The following is a 19,710-nucleotide window of genomic DNA, read 5'->3' as shown; positions in this document are numbered from 1 at the left end:
ATGAACCCGACGACTCGCACATTAACACCATCCCCGCTGCACTTCCGCATTGAGGACTATCACCGTTTAGCTGAACTCGGCTTTTTGGGCGAGGATGATCCCATCGAATTAGTGCGGGGGGAACTGATTAAGATGGCGGCTAAGGGGACAGCCCACGAAACCTGTATCACCCGACTCCTGCGGGTCTTAATGCCAATGGTGGGTGAGCGGGCAACCCTACGCTGTCAATCGCCGATTGTAATTGCAGATCACAGTGAACCTGAGCCAGACATTACCCTTGTTGACAATCGGGAGGATGATTACGCCACGGCGCATCCGACAGCAGCGGCAGTGCAATTGCTAATTGAGGTGGCGGACTCTTCCCTAGAGTACGATCGCACTGTGAAATTGATGCTCTATGCCGAGGCAGGGATTCCCCACTACTGGCTTTTTAACTTGGTGGATCGCACTCTCGAAGCCTATAGTGAACCAGCGCAAATTACACCGACAACCTTTGGGTATTTGAATCGGCGAATTGTGCCCGCGACGGGAGCGATCGCCCTGCCGATCACTGAACAACGGCTCCCCTTGAGTCGTATTTTCCCCTAGACTTCTGCAAAAACCGTTAATAGTGGCTGTTTTGGGAAAGACCCTTGATATAATCGCAACGATTCTCTTATTGACGACGCTATGAGCCACTGGCAACAGATTACGGGTGGTGTGACTGCCGCCAAAGGCTATCGAGCTGCGGGCATTGCGGCAGGACTGAAGGCTTCGGGGGCACTGGATTTGGCCTTGATTGTTTCCGATGTGCCGGCGATCGCCGCTGGGGTATTTACGACGAACCACATGTGTGCGGCACCTGTCACCTACTGTCGTCAACGGTTACAAACGAAGGGAACAGCGCAGGCGATTTTGTGTAATTCCGGTCAGGCCAATGCGGCTACGGGAGAACAGGGCTGGCAGGCGGTTTTCGCCCAAGCAGATATGGTGGCAACGGCCTTGGGGGTAAGTCCAGAGATGGTGCTCGTGGCTTCGACGGGGGTCATTGGTCAACCCATTCCTCTTGAGAAAATGCGCCAAGCTCTACCGACACTGACAGCGAACTTGAGTGATGCAGGTGGAGATGCCGCGGCGCGGGCAATTATGACCACAGACTTGGTGCCCAAGCAAATTGCCCTCGAAGCCGAGTGGGAGGGGCAGCCCATTCGCATTGGTGGCATGGCCAAGGGGTCAGGGATGATTCACCCGAATCTGGCGACGATGCTGGCTTTTATTACCTGTGATGCTGCTGTGTCGCCCCCTCTGTGGCAGGAGATGCTGCAACGTGCCTGCGATCGCTCCTTCAATCAAATTACCGTTGATGGCGATACCAGCACCAATGACAGTGTGATTGCTTTGGCCAATGGACAATCGCGCACCCCTGCGATTACGGCGCCGGGCGCAGCAGCCAGCCGCCTTGAGGAAATGTTAACGGCGGTCTGTGTCCATTTAGCCAAGGCGATCGCCCGTGATGGCGAGGGGGCGACCTGTCTCATTGAAGTTCAGGTGAGTGGTGCCAGTGATGATGCCGCTGCCCGTCAAGTGGCCAGAACCATTGCGGGTTCAATGCTCGTCAAATCAGCCATCTATGGACGGGATCCCAACTGGGGACGCATTGCCGCCGCTGCTGGCCGCGCTGGGGTGCCCTTTGATGCCAGTAATCTGGCCATTTCCCTTGGGGGAATTGCCATGATGCGCCAAGGTCAACCCTTACCCTTCGATCGCGCCGCTGCCAATGCCTACTTAGTCAATCAAGCCGCCGCTAGTAGCGATCCCAGTGGCCAGCAGTCCCTCGAACAGCCGGTGGTGATTGAAGTCAGTATTGGTCATGGCAGTGGTCGAGGTGTCGCTTGGGGCTGTGACCTCAGCTATGATTACGTTAAAATTAATGCCGAGTACACCACCTAGTCCTACAGCTGGGCAACGAACACAGGGGTGTCCCCACGCCGCCGGCCTTAATGAAGATTTTAATTGTTGAAGACGATCAAACCATCGCCAACTTAATTGCCGAATCCCTAGCCCATCAGCGCTACACCCCTGAAGTGGTACATGATGCCGAATCAGCTCTTGAGTATTTAGAGGCCACTGCCTTTGACCTACTGATTTTAGATCTGGGCTTACCGCGCATGGACGGCCTAAGACTATGCCAAATCCTTCGCCAGAGAGCCTACCAGCTGCCTATTTTGATCCTAACGGCTCGAGATACCAGTACTGACAAAGTCATGGGTCTTGATGCCGGCGCCGATGACTACCTAGTCAAGCCCTTTGATCTGGCTGAACTGTTGGCCAGGGTACGTGCCCTACTGAGGCGTCAGTCGTTACCATTTTCCTCTGTTCTTAGGTGGGGCGCCCTCACCCTGTATCTAGACAAAGCCAAAGTCACCTATAACAACCAAGAGCTCCAGCTGACCCCCAAAGAGTATGCCATTTTGGAGGTGTTGTTGCGTAACGGCAGTCGCATCCTTAGCCGCTCAGCAATTATCGATCATGCGTGGTCATTGGAGGAAGTGCCAGGGGAAGAAGCCGTTAAAGTACACTTAAAGAGACTGCGGCACAAACTGAACGCAGGCGGGGCTCCTCCTAATTTTATTGAAACTGTCTATGGTTTTGGCTATCGGCTTAATCCCAACTTTGAATCGCCGAGTTAGCAATCTGCGGCATCGCCTATTTTTTATATACTTTTTGGTGATTACTGGAATTTTATCTATCTCTTCATTCTCAATTTACTCTCTGATTGTTTATCACCGCTACAATCAACTCGACGATCATCTAAAAGAAGTAGGCACCCAGTCTGCAAATATCTTGGAAATCCTGCAGCACGAGTATGAAGAGTTAAAGAAAGAACCAAAATATAAAGGGTATGTTCCTAAAAATGTTTCAGGAGACTTGCAACCAATTACAGTTTCTCAATTAATGGGCAAGTATTATTTTGAGTCTGTCTATGAAGTCATGACAAACTTCCCCAGTCATTTTTCTCAGAGTGTTCAATGGTATGACAAGGATAGGAAATTAATTGTTTATGAAGGCAGAAGGATGGACAAAGTGAGTATACCGAATCATCTTTCTGACGCTGGAACAATTGTCAAAGAAGATCAATATCGCTATTTCTTTCTGCCGGTATATGCCAGAGCAAACAAAATGGAGCCTCATCGCCAAGCCATTGGCTATGTCTGTGTCATAGAATCAACCGCTGAGTTAGATCGGGAGCTAGAATACTTAAAATCTATCTTTCTATTGAATATCCTCGGCATTAGTATGATTACCCTTTTGGCAGCATTTTGGTTAACTAATCAAAGTCTTCAACCGATTCTCATTTCACTCAATCAATTAAAACAATTCACTGCAGATGCCTCCCATCAATTGCGACATCCCCTAACGGCAATTCAATCTTCGATTTCCTTGCTAGAGCAATACTCCAAGAATCTTGAACCATCCCAATCAAATAAATTCAAAGTAATTTTATCCGCCTGTTACCAGATGAATACCTTGATCAATCAGCTATTGCTCCTAGCGCGTATGGATCATCATAAACTTGATCAGAGTCAATGGGTCAATGTTGACTTGGATGAGCTATTGGAGTCACTCGTTGAGCTACAGTACGATCGCGCTAAGAAAAAACAGATTCATCTGACCTATCACTGTGATACCAATGCCTATGTCTATGGCAATCCTGAACAAATTTATGAGATTTTTAGCAATCTTTTGGATAATGCGCTTCACTATACCCCTAGCCATGGGGCTGTAACCATTAACCTCAAAAAAAGGGGGGCGTTTGCGATTGTTGAGGTTCAGGATACTGGCATCGGTATTCCTCCCGAAGACATCTGCCAAGTGTTTAATCGCTTTTGGCGTTCTCAGGAGGCACAGTTGTACCATGCCCAAGGCTCAGGGTTAGGTTTAGCAGTGGTGAAGGCGCTGGTTGAGCACTATGGGGGCACGGTAGACGTCCAGAGTCAGCGGCATCAGGGAACCACCTTTACAGTCAAGCTCCTCGCCCGCTCCTAAGTACAGCAACCTTCCCTAGATTGTTACTTTTCTTGAGCACAATCATAGAGTAAAAGCCCATTGAACAAGGAGCAACCTATGAATAGTTACGGTTCAAAAGCCCTCTGCCTATTTGTCTCCCTAGGATTGGCAAGCACAATGGCGAGTTGCAGCAATCTCAGTGCCGGTAATGAAGAGGGAGGGGTCTCCTATGAGTTTCCAGCGCCGGCTGCCAGCGCTTCTGCTGTCGCTGCTACGAAAAACCGAACCATTGGCTCCAGCATTTACCTGATGGCCGAAGGAGGTGAATGGGGCGAAGGCGAGGAAGGTGGAGAGGGTCGTTATCGACGCCGACGCTGGTGGTCCTATTCCCATTCGTAAAGTTAGAGTAGGAAGTCCGAATTCCGAGGTGAGGAATCTACAACCTTCAGGCCGGGGAGGATGTCAACCTTGTTTTTCCTCCCCCCAAGTTGTTGTCTTTATGGGTCAGCCCCTAGGAAAGCGAGCCAATGCTACTGCAAGTCCATCAAGTCTTAACCTCTGAAGAACTGCATCGCCTAAATGCCATCCTTGAGTCAGGGGTCTTTGTAGATGGCAAATTGACTGCCGGGCTCTATGCAAGAACGGTTAAAGACAATCAACAATTGGCGCAAGACAGTGAAGCGTATGCGCTGGCTTCAGAAATCGTGCTTGCAGCCTTAACAAGGAATCATCTCTTCCAAGCCTATGTACAACCTAAGGTCATCCGTCCCATCCTTTTTAGCCGCTACGAACCCGGCATGGTCTATGGCACCCATATGGATAATGCCCTAATGGGTAGCGGTGAGCAGTTGAGTCGCTCTGATGTGTCCCTCACCCTCTTTCTGAGTGATCCTTGTACCTATGAAGGGGGAGCCTTGGTTCTCGATACCAGTTTGGGCGAACAGTCCTTTAGGTTGTCTGCGGGCTCAATGATTGCGTATCCAGCCATCTTTTTGCATCGAGTGGAACCACTGAGTCAGGGTGTTCGCCTTGTAGCAGTCACATGGGTGCAAAGTTTAGTTCGAGATCCCTTGGAACGAGAACTGCTGTTTGAACTGGATACTGTTCGTCGCAGCATTTTTGAAAAACAGGGGAAAACCATTGAGTTTGACCTGCTTTGCAAGGTGCACGCCAATTTACTGCGCAAATGGGCAGATGTTTAAGCCAAGGTATTCCTTTCAGGAATCTACTGAGTTGAATGGAGACGGGCGAGAATGAAAATACGTCAACTGCATCGTCAAGTCGCGATCGCGCTGTGGCTGCCCTTGGGGTTAACGATGTGGACAGGCTTGGCCTATCGGTTGGGTCGCAGTTGGTTAGGACTATCCAAAGACTTTGGCAAATTGATGATGACAATCCATACGGGCGCCTTTTTGGGGGAGTCCTTCAGTTTGCTCTATGTGCTCTGCTTGGGCTTAGGGGTGGTCGTACTGACCGTCAGTGGTTTTAGGTTAATCAATCCCAGACGACTCAAGCAGTACCACCGGCTGGCTCAGCCAAGCAGCAGCCTGAGACTCATCCATCAGTATGGAGCTATTGTTGTCTTGCTGCCGCTTTTGGTGAGTGCCATCACAGGAGTTGCTTACCACTTGAGTCAACAGTGGCTGCATTTGCCAAAACAGCAGCTGGCTGTCTTGCTCCAGATCCATGAAGGAGCCTATTTGGGTGTTGCCTTCAAGCCTCTCTACATCTTGGCGCTCAGTGGCGTCTTGCTCCTGATGTTTTTAACGGGCTGGAAAATGCGCGGTAAGCGCTTCGGGTGATCTCGCCAGCAGCACCGCCTAGATGGTGGGGATCGCTTACTCAGATTCCTAAGAACCTTCTGCCTTGGTTGGCCTCTTGACCATAGCTGCTTCAGTACAAGGGAGCTTTGATTGCCAACTACGACGACTCCATTGAGGGCACAATCGGTGCTGAACAGAGGCTCGAAATTTTTGGACGATCAACAGCGAGTCTTCTAAAACAGGTTTCCAGTTGAAATAAATTTGCAATAATAAATAGGGGAGCACGACAGTGTTCACAGGCTCCCCAATCCTGCCGATCGCCCCAGAACCTCCAAGGAGAACGCCGGCAAACAATTCTTACGGGGATGTTATCGATGGCAACAATTGGCTTATTTTATGGAACCCAAACTGGCAACACCCAGATGATTGCAGAGAAAATCCAGTCCGCCTTTGCCAATGCTGCGGTGGTAGAACTGCATGATATAGCATCAGCAAGTCCCTCTGACTTTGAGGCCTATGATCGTCTGATTATCGGCTGTCCAACGTGGAATGTGGGCGAACTTCAAGCCGACTGGGAGGGCTTTTACGAGGAGCTAGACAGCATTGATTTCACTGGCAAACAAGTGGCCTACTTTGGCGCAGGAGATCAAGTGGGCTACGCTGACAACTTTGGCGATGCCATTGGTATTCTTGAGGCAAAAATCAGTGAACGGGGTGGTGAGACGGTAGGATACTGGTCGACGGCGGGGTATGAATTCAATGCCTCCCAAGCGCTGCGGGGAGATCGGTTTGTGGGTTTACTCATTGATGAAGACAACCAGTCCGATCTTACGGATCAACGCGTTCAGCAGTGGGTCGCACAACTCAAGCAAGAGTTTGGTCTCTAGACGGTTTTGGGGCAACTCAGTGAATGCGGGGTTGCCTCTCTTTTGAATTTTGATAATAGTAATCATTCCGTTTTTGGGTATGGGAATGATGTCCGTCCCCCTCTATACACCTATTGATCCAGCCACAACTGTGGCGAAAGCCTACCCAGCTTCTGAACTAGGCCGCAACGCATCCCTCGTGCTGCGGGAGCGTGTTTGGCTGATTCAAACAGGGATTATTGAGATCAACCTCGTCGACAGCGACGGCAACCTCTGTTTTATTGGGTTAGGGACGGCGGGAATGGCCGTTTGTGGCTCCCCTGATCTTTGCTATGAAATACAGGCGCTGAGCCCAAGTCGCCTCCTCTCATTTACGGCCGCTGAGGTACACGCATCTGCCCACTTGCCACGCCTCATTTGCGAGGGGCAACAGTATCGGCAGTACTACAGTGATCTGTTACTGAAGGCCGGTCATTATCCCACTGCTGTGCAGCGATTGTATGAAGTTTTAGTGGTTTTGGGGCAAATGATTGGCGTCAGCACCCCCGCGGGTGTTCGCCTCCCTGTGCGGCTCACCCATGCCCAACTGTCCCGCTACACAGGCATTACTCGGGTAACCGTAACCCGCTTGCTCCACCAACTGCGTCAGCAACAGCAGCTCCGCTGGGGGCGCGATCGCCACCTGATTCTTCTTGGCCAAGATTCATGCTGCCCAAAGAACAGGGGTTAGTGTAGCTTAGCCAAGAGCGCCGCTTCCACTTCCTGCTGCAGGGGCTCGGGTTGAAGATCCGTCAGTTGTTCAAGGGCAAAGGCCTTGACCAGCAAATCCTGCGCTTGGCTCACCTCTAGACCCCGACTGCGCAGATAGAACAGATCCTCGCTGGCCAGTTGACTCACCGTGGCACCATGGGAGCACTTGACGTTGTCGGCAACAATCTCCAATTGAGGCTTGGTATCAATACGCGCTTTGTCCGAAAGCAGCAGGGTGCGGTTCAGTTGACTGGCATCGGTTAGTTGGGCAACCTGTGGCACAACAATACGGCCATTAAAAATGCCGTGGGCGCGATCGCCAAGAATGCACTTGTGAATCTGTTCACTGCCGCTATGGGGAGCATTAAAGAACACTGCCGAGTGGGTGTCCATAATTTGGCTATCCATGGCGATCGCCAGTCCCTTCAGGATTGTCTGGCTGCCACTGCCTTGGATCTGCACCTGCCAATTGTGGCAGCTCAAGCATCCCCCCAAATCAACGGCGTGCCCCTCGTAGTCACTGTCTTGGGCTTGGCACACCGCTGTACAGCCAATGTGAATCGCCGTTGGTGATTGGTGTTGAATCCGCACATGGCGCAGGCGGGCACTGGCGCCTAGGGAGAGTTCCGTGACACTGTTGGTGAACTGTTGATCGCCCGTGAGGGACAAAAAGCGTTCAATCAGGGTAGCTTCACCTTGGGCAGCAACTTGAACCGTCAGACGCGGTGACACCACACTCTGCTGCTGCCGACTACTGACACAGAACACCTCCACAGGTTCAGGGAGAGTCCCCGATAGACGCAGACAAACCCGATCCGCAAGCATGGCGGCATTGAGATCGCTAAAGACCTCTGGCGGCGCGATCGCTGGCAGGGAAGGGGGCAATAGCTCAACCCCAGCGGCATTCACACGGGAGAGTTCTCCGCAAAAATAGCCATCAATCAGAACAATTTGCGCAACGGTTGGAAAGCTGCGCTCGCACAGCAGATGCCGCACTTCGGCAACAATTTCTGGATTGAGGGGGGCAATGGGGGCTTGGAAGGATCGCGTCCGTAAAGCCGATAAATCCGTAAAGCGCCAATCCTCATCGCGGGGGGTGGGCAAGGTTTGCTCATGGAGGCGATCGCGGGCCGCTTGCCGCAGGGATTCTAACTCAGCATGGCGCGGGGGCGGTGCGCAGTTCAATAGATCATTGAGTTCATTCGTGCGACTGGCCTTGGGCAGATCCGCTTGATCGGAATTGGCGTTGACTGTAATGGTCATGATACAGCCCCCTCCTCTTCGCGAACCCAGTCATAACCGCGCGCTTCCAGTTCTAGTGCCAATTCCTTCGAGCCAGTGAGGATAATCCGTCCCCCCTCCATCACATGGACATAGTCAGGCACGATGTAGTCCAGCAGCCGTTGATAGTGGGTAATCAGGAGAATGCAGTTATCGGGGCGAGTGAGTTGGTTGACGCCATTGGCAACAATGCGCAGGGCATCAATATCAAGCCCAGAGTCGGTTTCATCAAGAATGGCAAGGGTTGGCTCCAAGAGCGCCATTTGCAGAATTTCGTTGCGCTTTTTCTCACCGCCGGAGAAACCCTCATTCACCCCGCGATTGAGGAAGCCTTCATCCAACTTCACCAGTTCAATTTTCTGTCGCACGAGATCATCAAAGTCAAAGGCATCCAGTTCCTCGAGACCTTGATGCTTGCGCTTGGCGTTGTAGGCCACCCGCAAAAAGTCGAGATTGCTCACCCCCGGAATTTCAAGGGGGTATTGAAACGCCAAAAAGACGCCTTCGCGAGCACGTTCCTCTGGGGGCAAGTCCAAGAGATTTTTGCCTTTGTAGAGCACTTCGCCACCAGTTACGGTGTAGTCGGGATGACCCGCGAGAATTTTGGAGAAGGTGCTTTTGCCGGAGCCATTGGGACCCATGATGGCGTGAATTTCCCCAGCGCGAATCGTCAGATTCAGGCCTTTGAGAATGGGGGTGTCCTCCACACTGGCCGTGAGATCACGCACCTCTAAAATGACTTCGCTGTCGGGACGAATCACGCCTTACCTCCCTTGCATCGTTCATAATTTTTTAATGTAGCGCAGCAGGCTGGCGATCGCGATTGAGTTTCTTGGCAGAGGAGTATTGACGACAACAGTACACCGGCACCGCTGTCAAACCATGCCCACAGGAGAAAATCAACCACCTTTTATGACACTCTCAACAACCACCATTCCCGAACTGGAACGCCTCCATCAGCAGGCCAGCCGCTGGCAATGCCTCGCACCGCGAGAGCGCATGGGCTATCTTCAAGCCATGAAGACCCTTGCCCGTCGCCATGCTCCAGAATGGGTGACCTTGGCCTGTCAAATCAAAGGTATTGACCCCCAGGGGGTTTGGGCAGGGGAAGAATGGACAACAGGCCCTTTGGGCTTAATTCTCAAGCTCGATCACTATCTCCATGCCCTGCGTCACGAGGCAACTCCTCCAGTGCCGCGCTGGCGAACTGCCCCCAGTGGTCAGGCGATCGCTGACATTCTGCCGCGCAATTGGCAAGAGCGTTTACTTTGGTTTGGGGTGAAAGCCGAAGTTTGGCTCCAACCCGATCAACCCCCAAGTCAGGGCAGTGCTTACCGTAACCCACCGCCGCCGGGGGTCGCTGTGGTGCTGGGGGCGGGCAATATCACATCATTGTGCTTGGCGGATGCCCTCTATCAACTGGTGGCGGCCAATCGAGTGGCACTACTGAAGATGAATCCCCTCTTGGCGCCTTTGACGGAGTGTTTTCGCAAGATTTGTGCGCCCTTAATTGAGGCGGGTTTCCTTGAGATTGTTGAAGGAGATGCCGCCCTAGGGGAAGCCCTCTGCCATCATCCATTGACGCAGCACATTCATATTACTGGGTCCCACCACACCTACAATCGTCTAGTTTGGGGGGAAACCGCTGCAGAACAGGCCATCCGCAAAGCCCGCCAACAACGGAAGCTAACCAAACCCGTGACAGCAGAATTGGGAAATGTCACTCCCCTGTTGATCGTTCCCGGCGAATGGACAGCAGCAGAACTGACCTACCAAGCCCGCCAAGTGGCCGGTGCCCTTGTCCATAACGCCAGCTTTAACTGCATTGGGGCGCAAATCCTCGTCACGGCTGCGGGATGGTCCCAGCGAGAGGCATTCCTCAACACCCTGAAGGCACAACTGCAAGCGATTCCCCCTCGCCCTGCCTATTATCCGGGGGCGATCGCCCGCTATGAGTCGTTTCTGGCGGATTATCCCCAAGCCACAGTGCTGAGTCCCGCTGTCGAAGGCACGATTCCCTGGACCCTGATTGAAGGCCTCACCCCCACGGCCAATCCCCGCATTTTCCAAGAGGAGGTCTTCTGTGGTCTGTTGGCAGAGGTGCAATTGCCCGTTAGCGATGCCGCCGCCTACCTCACCACTGCCGTGCCCTTTGTCAATGAGCGGCTCTGGGGTACCCTCGGCTGTAGTCTAATCGTTGATCCGCGTACTGAGGCCAGCTATGCAGACGTGCTGGAACAGGCGATCGCCCAATTGCGCTATGGTTCTATTGCCATCAATGCATGGGTTTCCTTGGCCTATGGGTTGGGCTGTACCCCTTGGGGAGCCTTTCCTGGACATACACCAGCGGCCATTGGTTCTGGGGTGGGCGTGGTTCACAATAGCTTCCTGTTTGACTATCCCGAAAAAGCCGTGGTTCGTGTTCCCTTCCAGTTACCGGTCACGCCCCCTTGGTTCTATGGCCATCGCAGCCTACCCCAACTGGCGCAGGCGGTCATGGACATTTACGCTGGCGGCAATCCCTTGGGTTGGCTGTCCCTCTTGATGGCGGCGATGCGGGGCTAGGCTCATAGCCGAACGGTGACGGTTTTCCCCCCTTGAGGCAGTGTCAACTCCTGTGTGCGGGTTTGGCCTTGGGCTGTCACTGTTAAGCGATAGCGACCAAGATAGCCGCGTCCTTGCCATTGGCCTTGGGCATTGGTTTGACCCGTCACCCTTGTCCACCAGTCCTCAAAAAGGAGTTTGCGGTAGGCGATCGCCGCTGGCTTGGCGGAAAAGTCTTGGCGATAGAGTCCGGCTTGGGGACGCCAATGGTTCCCCGCCCAAAAGCCCCAAAGCAAAATTTCCTTGACTGCGGGGTGGGCAAAACCAATGCGGTAAATTTGGCGCAGGGTCTGGGCCTGCTGTTGTTCGTCCGCCAAACTCACACTCACTTCCGTAATTTTCAAGGGCAGATTGAACTGGGCGAGGGTATCGAGGGCACGCTGCATTTTGGCCTCATCCAAGGGATATTCCAGATGGGCTTGAATACCGATCCCGCCAAGGGGAACCCCTTGCGCCAAGAGACGACGAATCTGCTCAACATAGTCATTCAGGCGATCGCCCTCAATGATGCCGTAGTCGTTGACATAGAGAATCGCATCGGGATTGCCCTCACGGCACCATGCAAACATCTCTTTGACAATGCCCTCACCCAAGCGACTGCGGAAAAAATTGCCATGGAGCATCTCATTGTTGACATCAAATTCGTTGATCCGACCGCGATAGTGGCGACACACGGCAATGGCATGGTTTTTCACCGCTGCGCGCAATTGCTCTGGTGGCAGTGTTTTCAGCCATGGGGGATTAAACTGCTCTACTTCCCAAAAAAGGGTATGCCCCCGCATTGGCCAGCCTTGGGCCTGCACCCAGCTGAAAATGGTGTCAGCCATGGTAAAGTCCAGCTTGCCCTGCTCTGGCTCCAATTGATACCACTTGAGGGCATTTTCATGGACGGCGGCATTGAAGTTTGCCTGAGCCGTTTGTTTGTACCAAGGCGCAGCCGCGGGTGGGGTGGGGCGAAACATCTCCGTATCGAGGGCAATGCCAAAGGGAAAGGCATGGCTTTGCTGCAGCAGTTGGATGCGGGCATGGGGAATCGGACGGCCTTGGCCATTCTCAACAACGACGGTGAGGGGCGCCTGTCGCAATTGCTCAATTTGCTGGCTGAGGGCATCAGTGGCCACAGAAGAGGCAGAGGTACCGCAGGCCACCACCAAAAGAGCAGCTAGGCAACTCAACCAGAGAAAACGGCGCCAGTTCAGCATGAATCAACCCTTAGATCACTACAGCTTCAGACGGATTGTCGCTATCCCAAGCTCCCTAATGGGTCACTTGAATCCCCTGTTGACGCAGTTGTTCGACAAAAAACTCTTCGAGGGTGGGGCGCGCAAGGCGCAGTTGGAGGATGTTGCCGCCCATCTCTTCAACGAGGGTGAGGAAGCGTTGGAGGGGAATTTTGATCACGCCTTGCCAGCGATCGCCCTGAATTTCTAAGGAATAGAGCCATTCCTGAAGGCCGTCCACATGACCGCCTTTGCCCACCACGTGATAAGCTTCGCTACTGCCAAGGAGTTCATCCACACCGCCTGCGCAAATCAATTGCCCTTGCGCCAAAATACCAATGCGATCGCAAATGGCCTCGACATCCGCCAGCACATGGCTATTAAAGAAGATCGTCTTGCCCTGCTGTTTTAAAGAAAGAATGATCTCGCGAATTTGGTAGCGGCCAAGGGGGTCGAGACCCGACATGGGTTCGTCCAAAAAGACCACTTCGGGATCGTTAATCAGGGCTTGCGCCAATCCTACCCGCTGCACCATCCCCTTCGAGTAGCGGCGCATTTGCTTTTTGCGGGCATCCTTGAGGTTGAGGCCCACCATTTCCAACAGCAGAGGAATGCGTTCCTTGCGGGTGGCAGCACTGAGGCCAAAGAGTCCCGCCGTAAACTCTAGAAACTCCCAAGCGGTTAAATAGTCGTAAAAGTAGGGATTTTCCGGCAGGTAGCCAATCCGCTGTCGCACAGCGCGATCGCCCAAGGGATGTCCCAGCAGCGTACCCTGCCCTGCACTGGGTTGCACTAGCCCCAAGAGAATCTTCAGCAGGGTGGTTTTACCGGCACCATTGGGTCCCAGCAGGCCAAAGGTTTCCCCTTGGTGCACTTGCAGCGAGACAGACTTGAGGGGCGTGAGCACCGTCCGCAGCCAAAATCCGCTACGGTAGGACTTTTGTAAGTTCTCAACCGCCACCACAGGGGGGCGATCGCCCGCAGCGTCAGCCAGCATATCGGAGATTCACCTCAGGAAGAACGAGGGCGATGGAAATGCAAACCCACCAAAGCATCATAGAGAAAGGGCAAGAAATTCCCTGGTTCCAATATACCAAGGGTTTGTTTGCAGCCGTGGGCATCGAGAAGCGGTTTAACGGCGTAGTAGGCCGGCTGCACTTTGTACCAAGGAATATTCGGCCAGAGGTGATGGATGAGGTGATAGTTTTGGCCAAAAATGAGAATGTTCAGGAGGCGACTGGGATAGACCCGCGCATTGTGCCAGCGATCGCGCTCGGTATGGGGACGATGGGGAAAATAGTCAAAAAATAGCCCCAACATCAGACCCACCACCCCAGCGGGCAAAAACCAATAGTTGAGCACGTAGTCTAAATAGCCATTAAGCGCCGCAAAGGTGACAATGCCCACCAGCGTCAAGCGACTGAGAAACCACTCTAGGAGTTCGTACTTCCGCCAAAGCTGCCGCTTAAAAAAGAAAACCTCGTGGTAGAAAAAGCGGGGCGCGATTAGCCACAGGGGTCCCCCTTTGGAAACATAATGGTCGGGATCGTTTTCGGGATCATTGACATGGGCATGGTGCTGCATGTGCACCCGCGTAAAGACAGGGAAAACAAAGCCCAACATCAGGGCACTGCCATGACCCATAATTGCATTCATGATGCGGTTACTGTGGGCAACATTGTGGGAGGCATCGTGGATTACTGTGCCCATGAGGTGCAAGGCCAGCATATTGGCCACAAATGAGACCCAGCCCGGCCAGTGACCCTGAAAGTAGCCCCAAGTGGATAGAATGGCGATCGCAAATGCGGCAAAAAACATCACTAAAGTGGGATTAAAGCCCACCGGTGGACCTAAAAATTCCTTGGGAACCGTGGCCGGGATCGCTGCCTCCGTGATCATCCGCGCGGTCGCTCCTCACATTGTTGCAAAATGTTACCTTCATACTATGTAGGCTAATCAGCGGTACAAAATCAAGTCGCACGATCCCAAAAGTGGGTCACCGCCCTTTGCTCAAGGATGGCCCTAGAACCGTTGCTCTAGTGGAGCCACAATGCTACAAACGCTGCGGATTCAGAACTTTGCCCTCGTTGCGGAGCTAGAGGTGACCTTTCAGCGGGGGTTGAATGTCCTCACGGGGGAAACGGGGGCAGGCAAGTCGATTCTCCTCGATGCCATTGATGCTCTCCTTGGGGGGAAGCTCTCGGCGCGGCAATTGCGATCGGGGACAGAGCAGGGCTGTATCGAAGCTATTTTCACCCTGACCCCCCCAGTGAGAGACTGGCTGGCCACCCTAGAAATTGATGCTGAAGGGGATGAGGTGATCTGTAGCCGCGAGTTTAGTCTCAAGGGGGAAACCTTTCGCAGTCGCAGCCGGGTCAATGGTGTGCTAGTGAATCGCCAGCAACTTCAGGAATTGCGGCGGCACCTTGTGCGCCTGACAGCTCAAGGACAGGCAGTGCAACTGGCCAGCGCTTCTCAACAGCGGGATTGGCTCGATCGCTATGGGGGCGAGGCCTTAATGAGCCAGCGGCAGCGGGTGGCAGACGCCTACCGAGTATGGCAACAACGGCAACGGGAATTGCAGGATTTTGCCGCTCAGGAACAGCAACGGCTCCAGCGACTCGACTTACTGCACTTTCAACTGCAAGAACTGCTGCCGGCTGCCCTAGACGACCCTGAAGAACTGACCCAATTGCAACAGGATTACCAACGCCTCAGCCATGTGCAGGAACTGCAAAGCCAAAGCCAACAGGCCTATTACCTCCTCTACGAAGGGGAACCCAGTGTGGTGACGTTGCTGGCGCAAGCCCAAGGGGCACTGCAATCCATTGTCGACTGGGATCCAGCGCTTCAGCCGATGAGCGAATTGTTAGAGGGGGCGATCGCCCACACCGAAGAAGCCGCCCGCCAACTGCGCAGTTATGCTGATCGCCTCGATGCGGATCCAGCTACGCTCGATGCCCTAGGTCAGCGCATTCACCAATTACAACGCCTGTGTCGCAAGTATGGCTCTGATTTGGCCAGTGTTATTGCCTATCGCGATCGCATCCAAGCAGAATTAGCAGCCCTGAGTCAACAATCCATCAGCCAAGAGCGCCTAGCGGCAGAAGTTGCCCAACTGCGGCAGGCCCTTGAACAAGCCAGTGCTGAACTTCACGAATTACGACTAAGGGCGGCAGAACGCCTCGAACAAGACCTCCTTACCCACCTTTGCCCCCTTGGACTTCCCCAAGCCCGTTTTACTGTGCAGTTGACGACCACAGAAGCCAGTAGTAGCGGCAGTGATGAGATTACCTTTCTCTGGAGCGCCAACCCCGGTCAACCCCTGCAACCCCTTGGGGAGGTGGCCTCTGGCGGTGAAATGAGCCGATTTTTACTGGCGTTGGAGACCTGCTTGACGACACAGCAAACACCGAAAACGCTAATTTTTGATGAAATTGATGTCGGGGTCTCTGGCCGCGTCGCGGGGGCGATCGCCGAGAGTTTAAGCCGATTGGGGCAAACCCATCAGGTGTTGTGCGTTACCCATCAATCCTTGATTGCGGCAGCGGCTGATCATCACTATTTGGTGCAAAAGGACATTGATCCCAGTACCGCCACAACGGTAATTCGTGTGCAATACTTAACCAGTGAGGCACGTGTCCAAGCCCTTGCGGATTTAGCGGGGGGCGATCGCTCGGCAATGGCACTGTCATTTGCCAGTGGCCTATTGGCACAGCAACAACGCCCCTTTCCGCCTAACGCCAAAGGAATTAGCATGAAAACCTAACCATTTGATGTCCATATCCTTACAGTAAAATAAGTTTGATAGCAACATTACCGTTTGGCCGTTCTCAATGCAGCGTTCTTCCTATCCTGCGGGCGGGGATGAGTTAATGACCATTGATCAAGTGCAGCAAACTCTCCGCCGCTCCCGTGCGTCTATTTATCGTTATGTCAACACCAATCATGAAACCATGAATCCCCCCTTTGATCCCCAACGCCTCAATCCAGAGCATCGCAAAAGCCGTCGTGAACCGCTGCTGTTTCACCCCAATGAAGTGGCTCGTTTTGCCCGTGACGTGATGGGCATTACCACCCTCCAAGTGGAATTAAAAACCACGCCCCCCAATCCGACAGATGATCTCCTCAAGGAAATTCTCGGGGAATTAAAGCACATTCGCGAGGTTCTAGAGCGGGTGGAGAAGTTACTAGGAAGCTAGGCAGGTATAATACGTCTGTTTCATTTGCGCATTGACCACACATGGGTTTGCAAGCACCACGGGGAACTCGCGATATTTTGCCCGCTGAGCGGGTCTATTGGCAGTATTTAGAAACCATTGCTCGCCAGATTTTAGATCGCGCTGCCTACCGCGAAATTTGCACTCCCATTTTTGAGCAAACCCCTCTGTTTGAGCGGGGCATTGGCGAAGCCACCGATATTGTCAGTAAGGAAATGTACACCTTTAGCGATCGCGCTCAACGGTCGCTGACGCTGCGGCCAGAGGGCACGGCGGGGGTGGTGCGCGCCTATATTGAACATGGTTTGCACAGCCAAGGGGGCGTCCAACGCCTGTGGTACCTAGGGCCCATGTTTCGCTACGAGCGGCCACAGTCCGGTCGCTATCGCCAGTTTCACCAGTTGGGGGTGGAAGTTTTAGGCAGTGCCGATCCCCGTGCCGATGCCGAAGTCATTGCTGTGGCTTTAGATATTTTGCAGGCCTTGGGACTGAAGGAGTTAACCCTGATGCTCAACTCCGTGGGCGATCGCGAGGATCGCAGTGCCTATCGCCAGGCCTTGGTGGATTACCTCACCCCCTACAAAGCAGAGTTAGACCCCGATTCCCAAGAGCGTCTGCACCGCAACCCCCTGCGCATTCTCGATAGCAAAGACCCTCACACCCAAGCGATTGTGAAGGAAGCGCCGCGGCTGTTGGACTATCTCAGTCCGCGATCGCGCGACCATTTTGAGCAGGTGCAATCCCTCTTGCAGGATCTGGGTATCCGCTACCAGATAAATCCTGCCCTTGTGCGCGGCCTCGACTACTATACCCATACCGCCTTTGAATTTCAGGATTTGCGTTTGGGCAACGAGGGAACCGTCTGTGGAGGGGGGCGCTACGATCACCTTGTCGAGGAATTAGGGGGACCTGCCACCCCCGCCATTGGTTGGGCGATGGGACTGGAACGGTTGATTTTACTCCTGCGCGATCGCCCGTTGCCGCCGCGTGATCAACCCTACCTTTATATGGTGACCCGTGGCAAAGCTGCCGAACGCCAAGGCCTGATTTTGGCACAGCAATTGCGGCATCAAGGCTATACCGTAGAAATGGATCTCAGCGGCAGTGCCTTTGGTAAACAGGTGAAACGCGCCGATCGCGTCGGTGCCACCGTTTGTTTGGTGATTGGCGAGAGCGAAGCGGCCGATGGCACAGTACAGGTGAAGTGGCTGGCCTCTGGGGAACAGGTCTTGGTACCGCAACAGGAACTGTTGAGCGAAACTTGGCGATCGCGCTTTTCTGCCCCATCATGATGGCCTATTTTCTCATTAGCCACGGCAGTCCTGCCCCTGAGCCACAGGCGGCAATGGCCTTTTTGTGTCAGCAACTCACCCGCCTAGGAATGGTGGGCTGGGGCACCCTTGAGGAAGAACCACTACCTAACAAGATTCAGGAATTCAGTGGCCAAGCGCAACGTCAAGGCGCTCAGCGGGTAGTCATTCTACCCCTGTTTTTACTACCGGGCAACCATGTGGTGGTGGATCTGCCGCAGGCGATCGCGAGTACTGACTCGCCTTTACCTTTAGAACTATTGACCTTCTTAGGGGGGCAACCCCTGTTTCAAGCGTGGTTACGGCAGGCGATCGCCGATGCAGCCGCCGATATTCTCCTTGGCCACGGCAGTCGTCGGCCTGAAGTTCACCCTTGGTTTGAGGAACTGTGTCAGACCTGTGGTGTGCGTCCAGCGCTGCTGACCGAAGTGGGAAGTTTAGACCATGCCCTTGAGACGCGGATGGCTCAGGGGTATACCAGTAGCAAAATTTATGGCTACTTTCTCTTTGGCGGTAAAACCGTTGATCAGGTTCACAGCCAACTGGCGACATTGCAAGTCAGGTATCCCCACCACGCTGTTTCCTTGGTGCCAGCCATTCAACCCACCCCTGCCTTGATCAATGTTCTTCAAGACATTCTTCAGGCAGTGCCGCTAGTGGAGCCTGTCGCATGAGTCAAGTCTTTCTCTGTGGCTACTACGGCTATGGCAATGCCGGGGATGAAGCCCTCTTGGCAACGCTCCTCGAACAGTTGCCGCCCCACGTTTCACCGGTCGTCCTCAGCGGCAATCCTACAGCCACAGCAGTCCGCTATGGCGTTGCTACCTGCGATCGCCGCCAGTGGCCAAAGGTGCTGCGCACCCTACAACAGAGCCAAGCCTTCATTTGGGGTGGTGGGAGCCTCATTCAGGATGTCACCAGTTGGCGCAGCCCCCTCTATTACCTTGGTTTGATGACCCTTGCACAGCGCTTTGGCTGTCGCACTATTGCTTGGGCACAGGGGATTGGCCCTCTGCGATCGCCTTTCTATCGTTGGTGGACACGGGCCCTTCTGCGGCGTTGTCTTGCAGTCACGGTGCGCGATTCTGGGTCAGCGGCTCTCTTGCGGCAGTGGGGCATTCCCCATCAACAGGGTGCCGATCCCGTGTGGCTGATGTCAGCCCGTCCTGTGCTACCTCCCAAGGACAAGGCGCCCATTGCTGTGTGTTTACGTCCCCATCGACACCTCACGGGCGATCGCTGGCAGCTTCTGAAAATGGCCTTGCGGCAGTGGCAGGCAGAGACGGGGGTACCGCTTTTGCTGTTGCCCTTTCAGCCCCAACAGGATTTGCCCTTGGCTGAGGATCTCTATGGGGCATTAGTCCCTGAGCAGACGCAACTCGTGTCCTGTGAGGATCCCCGCGAGATGAAGGGACTGTTGGCGACAACGGCGGGGGCGATCGCCATGCGCCTCCATGCCCTGATCATGGCGGCTAGTGTGGGTTGTCGCTGTTTTGCCCTCAGTTATGATCCCAAGGTGAGTTACCTCATGGCCGATACGGGTATGGCGGGGGTTGAACTAGCAGCATTGCCCCCTGACCCCACTGCCTTGATCCACCAATGGCAACACACCTTCACAGCCCCCGTGCCCGACTATCAACCCTACCTGCAATCGGCTGCGGTTCACAAGGCAGTACTGAATCTCCTCTAGGCCAGCCCTTCAGCAAGGA

General features: G+C 53.7%; 20 protein-coding genes. 15 read left to right on the top strand and 5 right to left on the bottom strand.

Features of this window, described 5'->3' with window-relative positions; translation table 11 throughout:
• The 9 genes from RHI63_RS06625 (at position 1) to RHI63_RS06585 (ending at position 7,346) form a co-directional block, all read left to right on the top strand.
• Positions 1-588: a Uma2 family endonuclease gene (locus RHI63_RS06625; protein ID WP_206199485.1), complete on the top strand. Its 588-nt coding sequence runs from the start codon at positions 1-3 to the stop codon at positions 586-588.
• Positions 589-669: 81 nt separating this feature from the next.
• The gene (gene argJ / locus RHI63_RS06620; protein WP_206199484.1) at positions 670-1,929 is read left to right on the top strand and encodes a bifunctional glutamate N-acetyltransferase/amino-acid acetyltransferase ArgJ; all 1,260 of its coding nucleotides are present in this window, start codon (positions 670-672) and stop codon (positions 1,927-1,929) included.
• 50 nt (positions 1,930-1,979) lie between these two features.
• Positions 1,980-2,669, top strand: a complete 690-nt coding sequence (locus RHI63_RS06615) for a response regulator transcription factor (RefSeq protein ID WP_149818035.1) — start codon at positions 1,980-1,982, stop codon at positions 2,667-2,669.
• Positions 2,623-4,026 carry a cell wall metabolism sensor histidine kinase WalK gene (locus RHI63_RS06610; RefSeq protein ID WP_206199483.1) on the top strand — a complete coding sequence of 468 codons (1,404 nt, stop codon included), beginning with the start codon at positions 2,623-2,625 and terminating at the stop codon, positions 4,024-4,026. The genes RHI63_RS06615 and RHI63_RS06610 overlap by 47 nt, the downstream gene beginning before the upstream one ends.
• A 138-nt stretch (positions 4,027-4,164) precedes the next feature.
• On the top strand, positions 4,165-4,386 hold the full coding sequence (locus RHI63_RS06605; protein WP_206199482.1) for a hypothetical protein: 222 nt from the start codon (positions 4,165-4,167) through the stop codon (positions 4,384-4,386).
• A 128-nt stretch (positions 4,387-4,514) separates the two neighbouring features.
• Positions 4,515-5,189, top strand: coding sequence for a Fe2+-dependent dioxygenase (locus RHI63_RS06600; RefSeq protein WP_310742790.1), 675 nt, complete (start codon positions 4,515-4,517; stop codon positions 5,187-5,189).
• 51 nt (positions 5,190-5,240) lie between these two features.
• Positions 5,241-5,789, top strand: coding sequence for a PepSY domain-containing protein (locus RHI63_RS06595; RefSeq protein WP_206199480.1), 549 nt, complete (start codon positions 5,241-5,243; stop codon positions 5,787-5,789).
• Positions 5,790-6,124: 335 nt separating this feature from the next.
• Positions 6,125-6,637, top strand: a complete 513-nt coding sequence (fldA, locus tag RHI63_RS06590; protein ID WP_206199479.1) for a flavodoxin FldA — start codon at positions 6,125-6,127, stop codon at positions 6,635-6,637.
• A gap of 85 nt (positions 6,638-6,722) precedes the next feature.
• On the top strand, positions 6,723-7,346 hold the full coding sequence (locus tag RHI63_RS06585; protein WP_206199478.1) for a Crp/Fnr family transcriptional regulator: 624 nt from the start codon (positions 6,723-6,725) through the stop codon (positions 7,344-7,346).
• Here the strand turns inward: RHI63_RS06585 and sufD are convergent.
• Entirely contained in the window at positions 7,343-8,629 is a 1,287-nt protein-coding gene (gene sufD, locus RHI63_RS06580) for a Fe-S cluster assembly protein SufD (RefSeq protein ID WP_310821370.1), read from the bottom strand. The genes RHI63_RS06585 and sufD overlap by 4 nt on opposite strands.
• A complete protein-coding gene (gene sufC / locus RHI63_RS06575) occupies positions 8,626-9,408 on the bottom strand; it encodes a Fe-S cluster assembly ATPase SufC (RefSeq protein WP_310800048.1) in 783 nt (260 codons plus the stop codon). The genes sufD and sufC overlap by 4 nt, the downstream gene beginning before the upstream one ends.
• A 151-nt stretch (positions 9,409-9,559) precedes the next feature.
• Here sufC and RHI63_RS06570 point away from each other — a divergent pair, with 151 nt between their 5' ends.
• On the top strand, positions 9,560-11,212 hold the full coding sequence (locus tag RHI63_RS06570; protein ID WP_206199475.1) for an aldehyde dehydrogenase family protein: 1,653 nt from the start codon (positions 9,560-9,562) through the stop codon (positions 11,210-11,212).
• 2 nt (positions 11,213-11,214) lie between these two features.
• On the opposite strand, the gene RHI63_RS06565 is transcribed toward RHI63_RS06570, so the two are convergent.
• Genes RHI63_RS06565 through crtR form a run of 3 tightly spaced genes read right to left on the bottom strand, consistent with a single transcriptional unit; the run spans position 11,215 to position 14,367 of the window.
• Positions 11,215-12,453 carry an endo-1,4-beta-xylanase gene (locus RHI63_RS06565; RefSeq protein ID WP_310744374.1) on the bottom strand — a complete coding sequence of 413 codons (1,239 nt, stop codon included), beginning with the start codon at positions 12,451-12,453 and terminating at the stop codon, positions 11,215-11,217.
• A 55-nt stretch (positions 12,454-12,508) separates the two neighbouring features.
• Complete coding sequence (locus tag RHI63_RS06560) at positions 12,509-13,468, bottom strand: ABC transporter ATP-binding protein (protein WP_206199474.1); 960 nt, start codon at positions 13,466-13,468, stop codon at positions 12,509-12,511.
• A 14-nt stretch (positions 13,469-13,482) separates the two neighbouring features.
• Positions 13,483-14,367: a beta-carotene hydroxylase gene (crtR, locus tag RHI63_RS06555; protein WP_399364977.1), complete on the bottom strand. Its 885-nt coding sequence runs from the start codon at positions 14,365-14,367 to the stop codon at positions 13,483-13,485.
• A 154-nt stretch (positions 14,368-14,521) separates the two neighbouring features.
• On the opposite strand from crtR, the gene recN reads away from it, so the two are divergent.
• The 5 genes from recN (at position 14,522) to csaB (ending at position 19,691) form a co-directional block, all read left to right on the top strand.
• Positions 14,522-16,240, top strand: a complete 1,719-nt coding sequence (gene recN / locus RHI63_RS06550) for a DNA repair protein RecN (protein WP_206199472.1) — start codon at positions 14,522-14,524, stop codon at positions 16,238-16,240.
• Positions 16,241-16,307: 67 nt separating this feature from the next.
• Positions 16,308-16,673: a resolvase gene (locus tag RHI63_RS06545; protein ID WP_206199471.1), complete on the top strand. Its 366-nt coding sequence runs from the start codon at positions 16,308-16,310 to the stop codon at positions 16,671-16,673.
• 41 nt (positions 16,674-16,714) lie between these two features.
• Positions 16,715-17,983, top strand: a complete 1,269-nt coding sequence (gene hisS, locus RHI63_RS06540; protein WP_310821369.1) for a histidine--tRNA ligase — start codon at positions 16,715-16,717, stop codon at positions 17,981-17,983.
• The gene (locus RHI63_RS06535) at positions 17,953-18,675 is read left to right on the top strand and encodes a CbiX/SirB N-terminal domain-containing protein (protein ID WP_310800605.1); all 723 of its coding nucleotides are present in this window, start codon (positions 17,953-17,955) and stop codon (positions 18,673-18,675) included. Before hisS ends, RHI63_RS06535 begins: the two co-directional genes overlap by 31 nt.
• A complete protein-coding gene (gene csaB, locus RHI63_RS06530; protein ID WP_206199468.1) occupies positions 18,672-19,691 on the top strand; it encodes a polysaccharide pyruvyl transferase CsaB in 1,020 nt (339 codons plus the stop codon). Before RHI63_RS06535 ends, csaB begins: the two co-directional genes overlap by 4 nt.
• The last annotated feature ends 19 nt before the right edge of the window (positions 19,692-19,710 follow it).

It is taken from the genome of Thermosynechococcus sp. GLH187, assembly GCF_031583395.1.
In the GTDB taxonomy this organism is placed as follows: domain Bacteria; phylum Cyanobacteriota; class Cyanobacteriia; order Thermosynechococcales; family Thermosynechococcaceae; genus Thermosynechococcus.
Note: the sequence above shows the minus strand (reverse complement) of the source record. Positions and strands in the feature narration are given on the sequence as shown.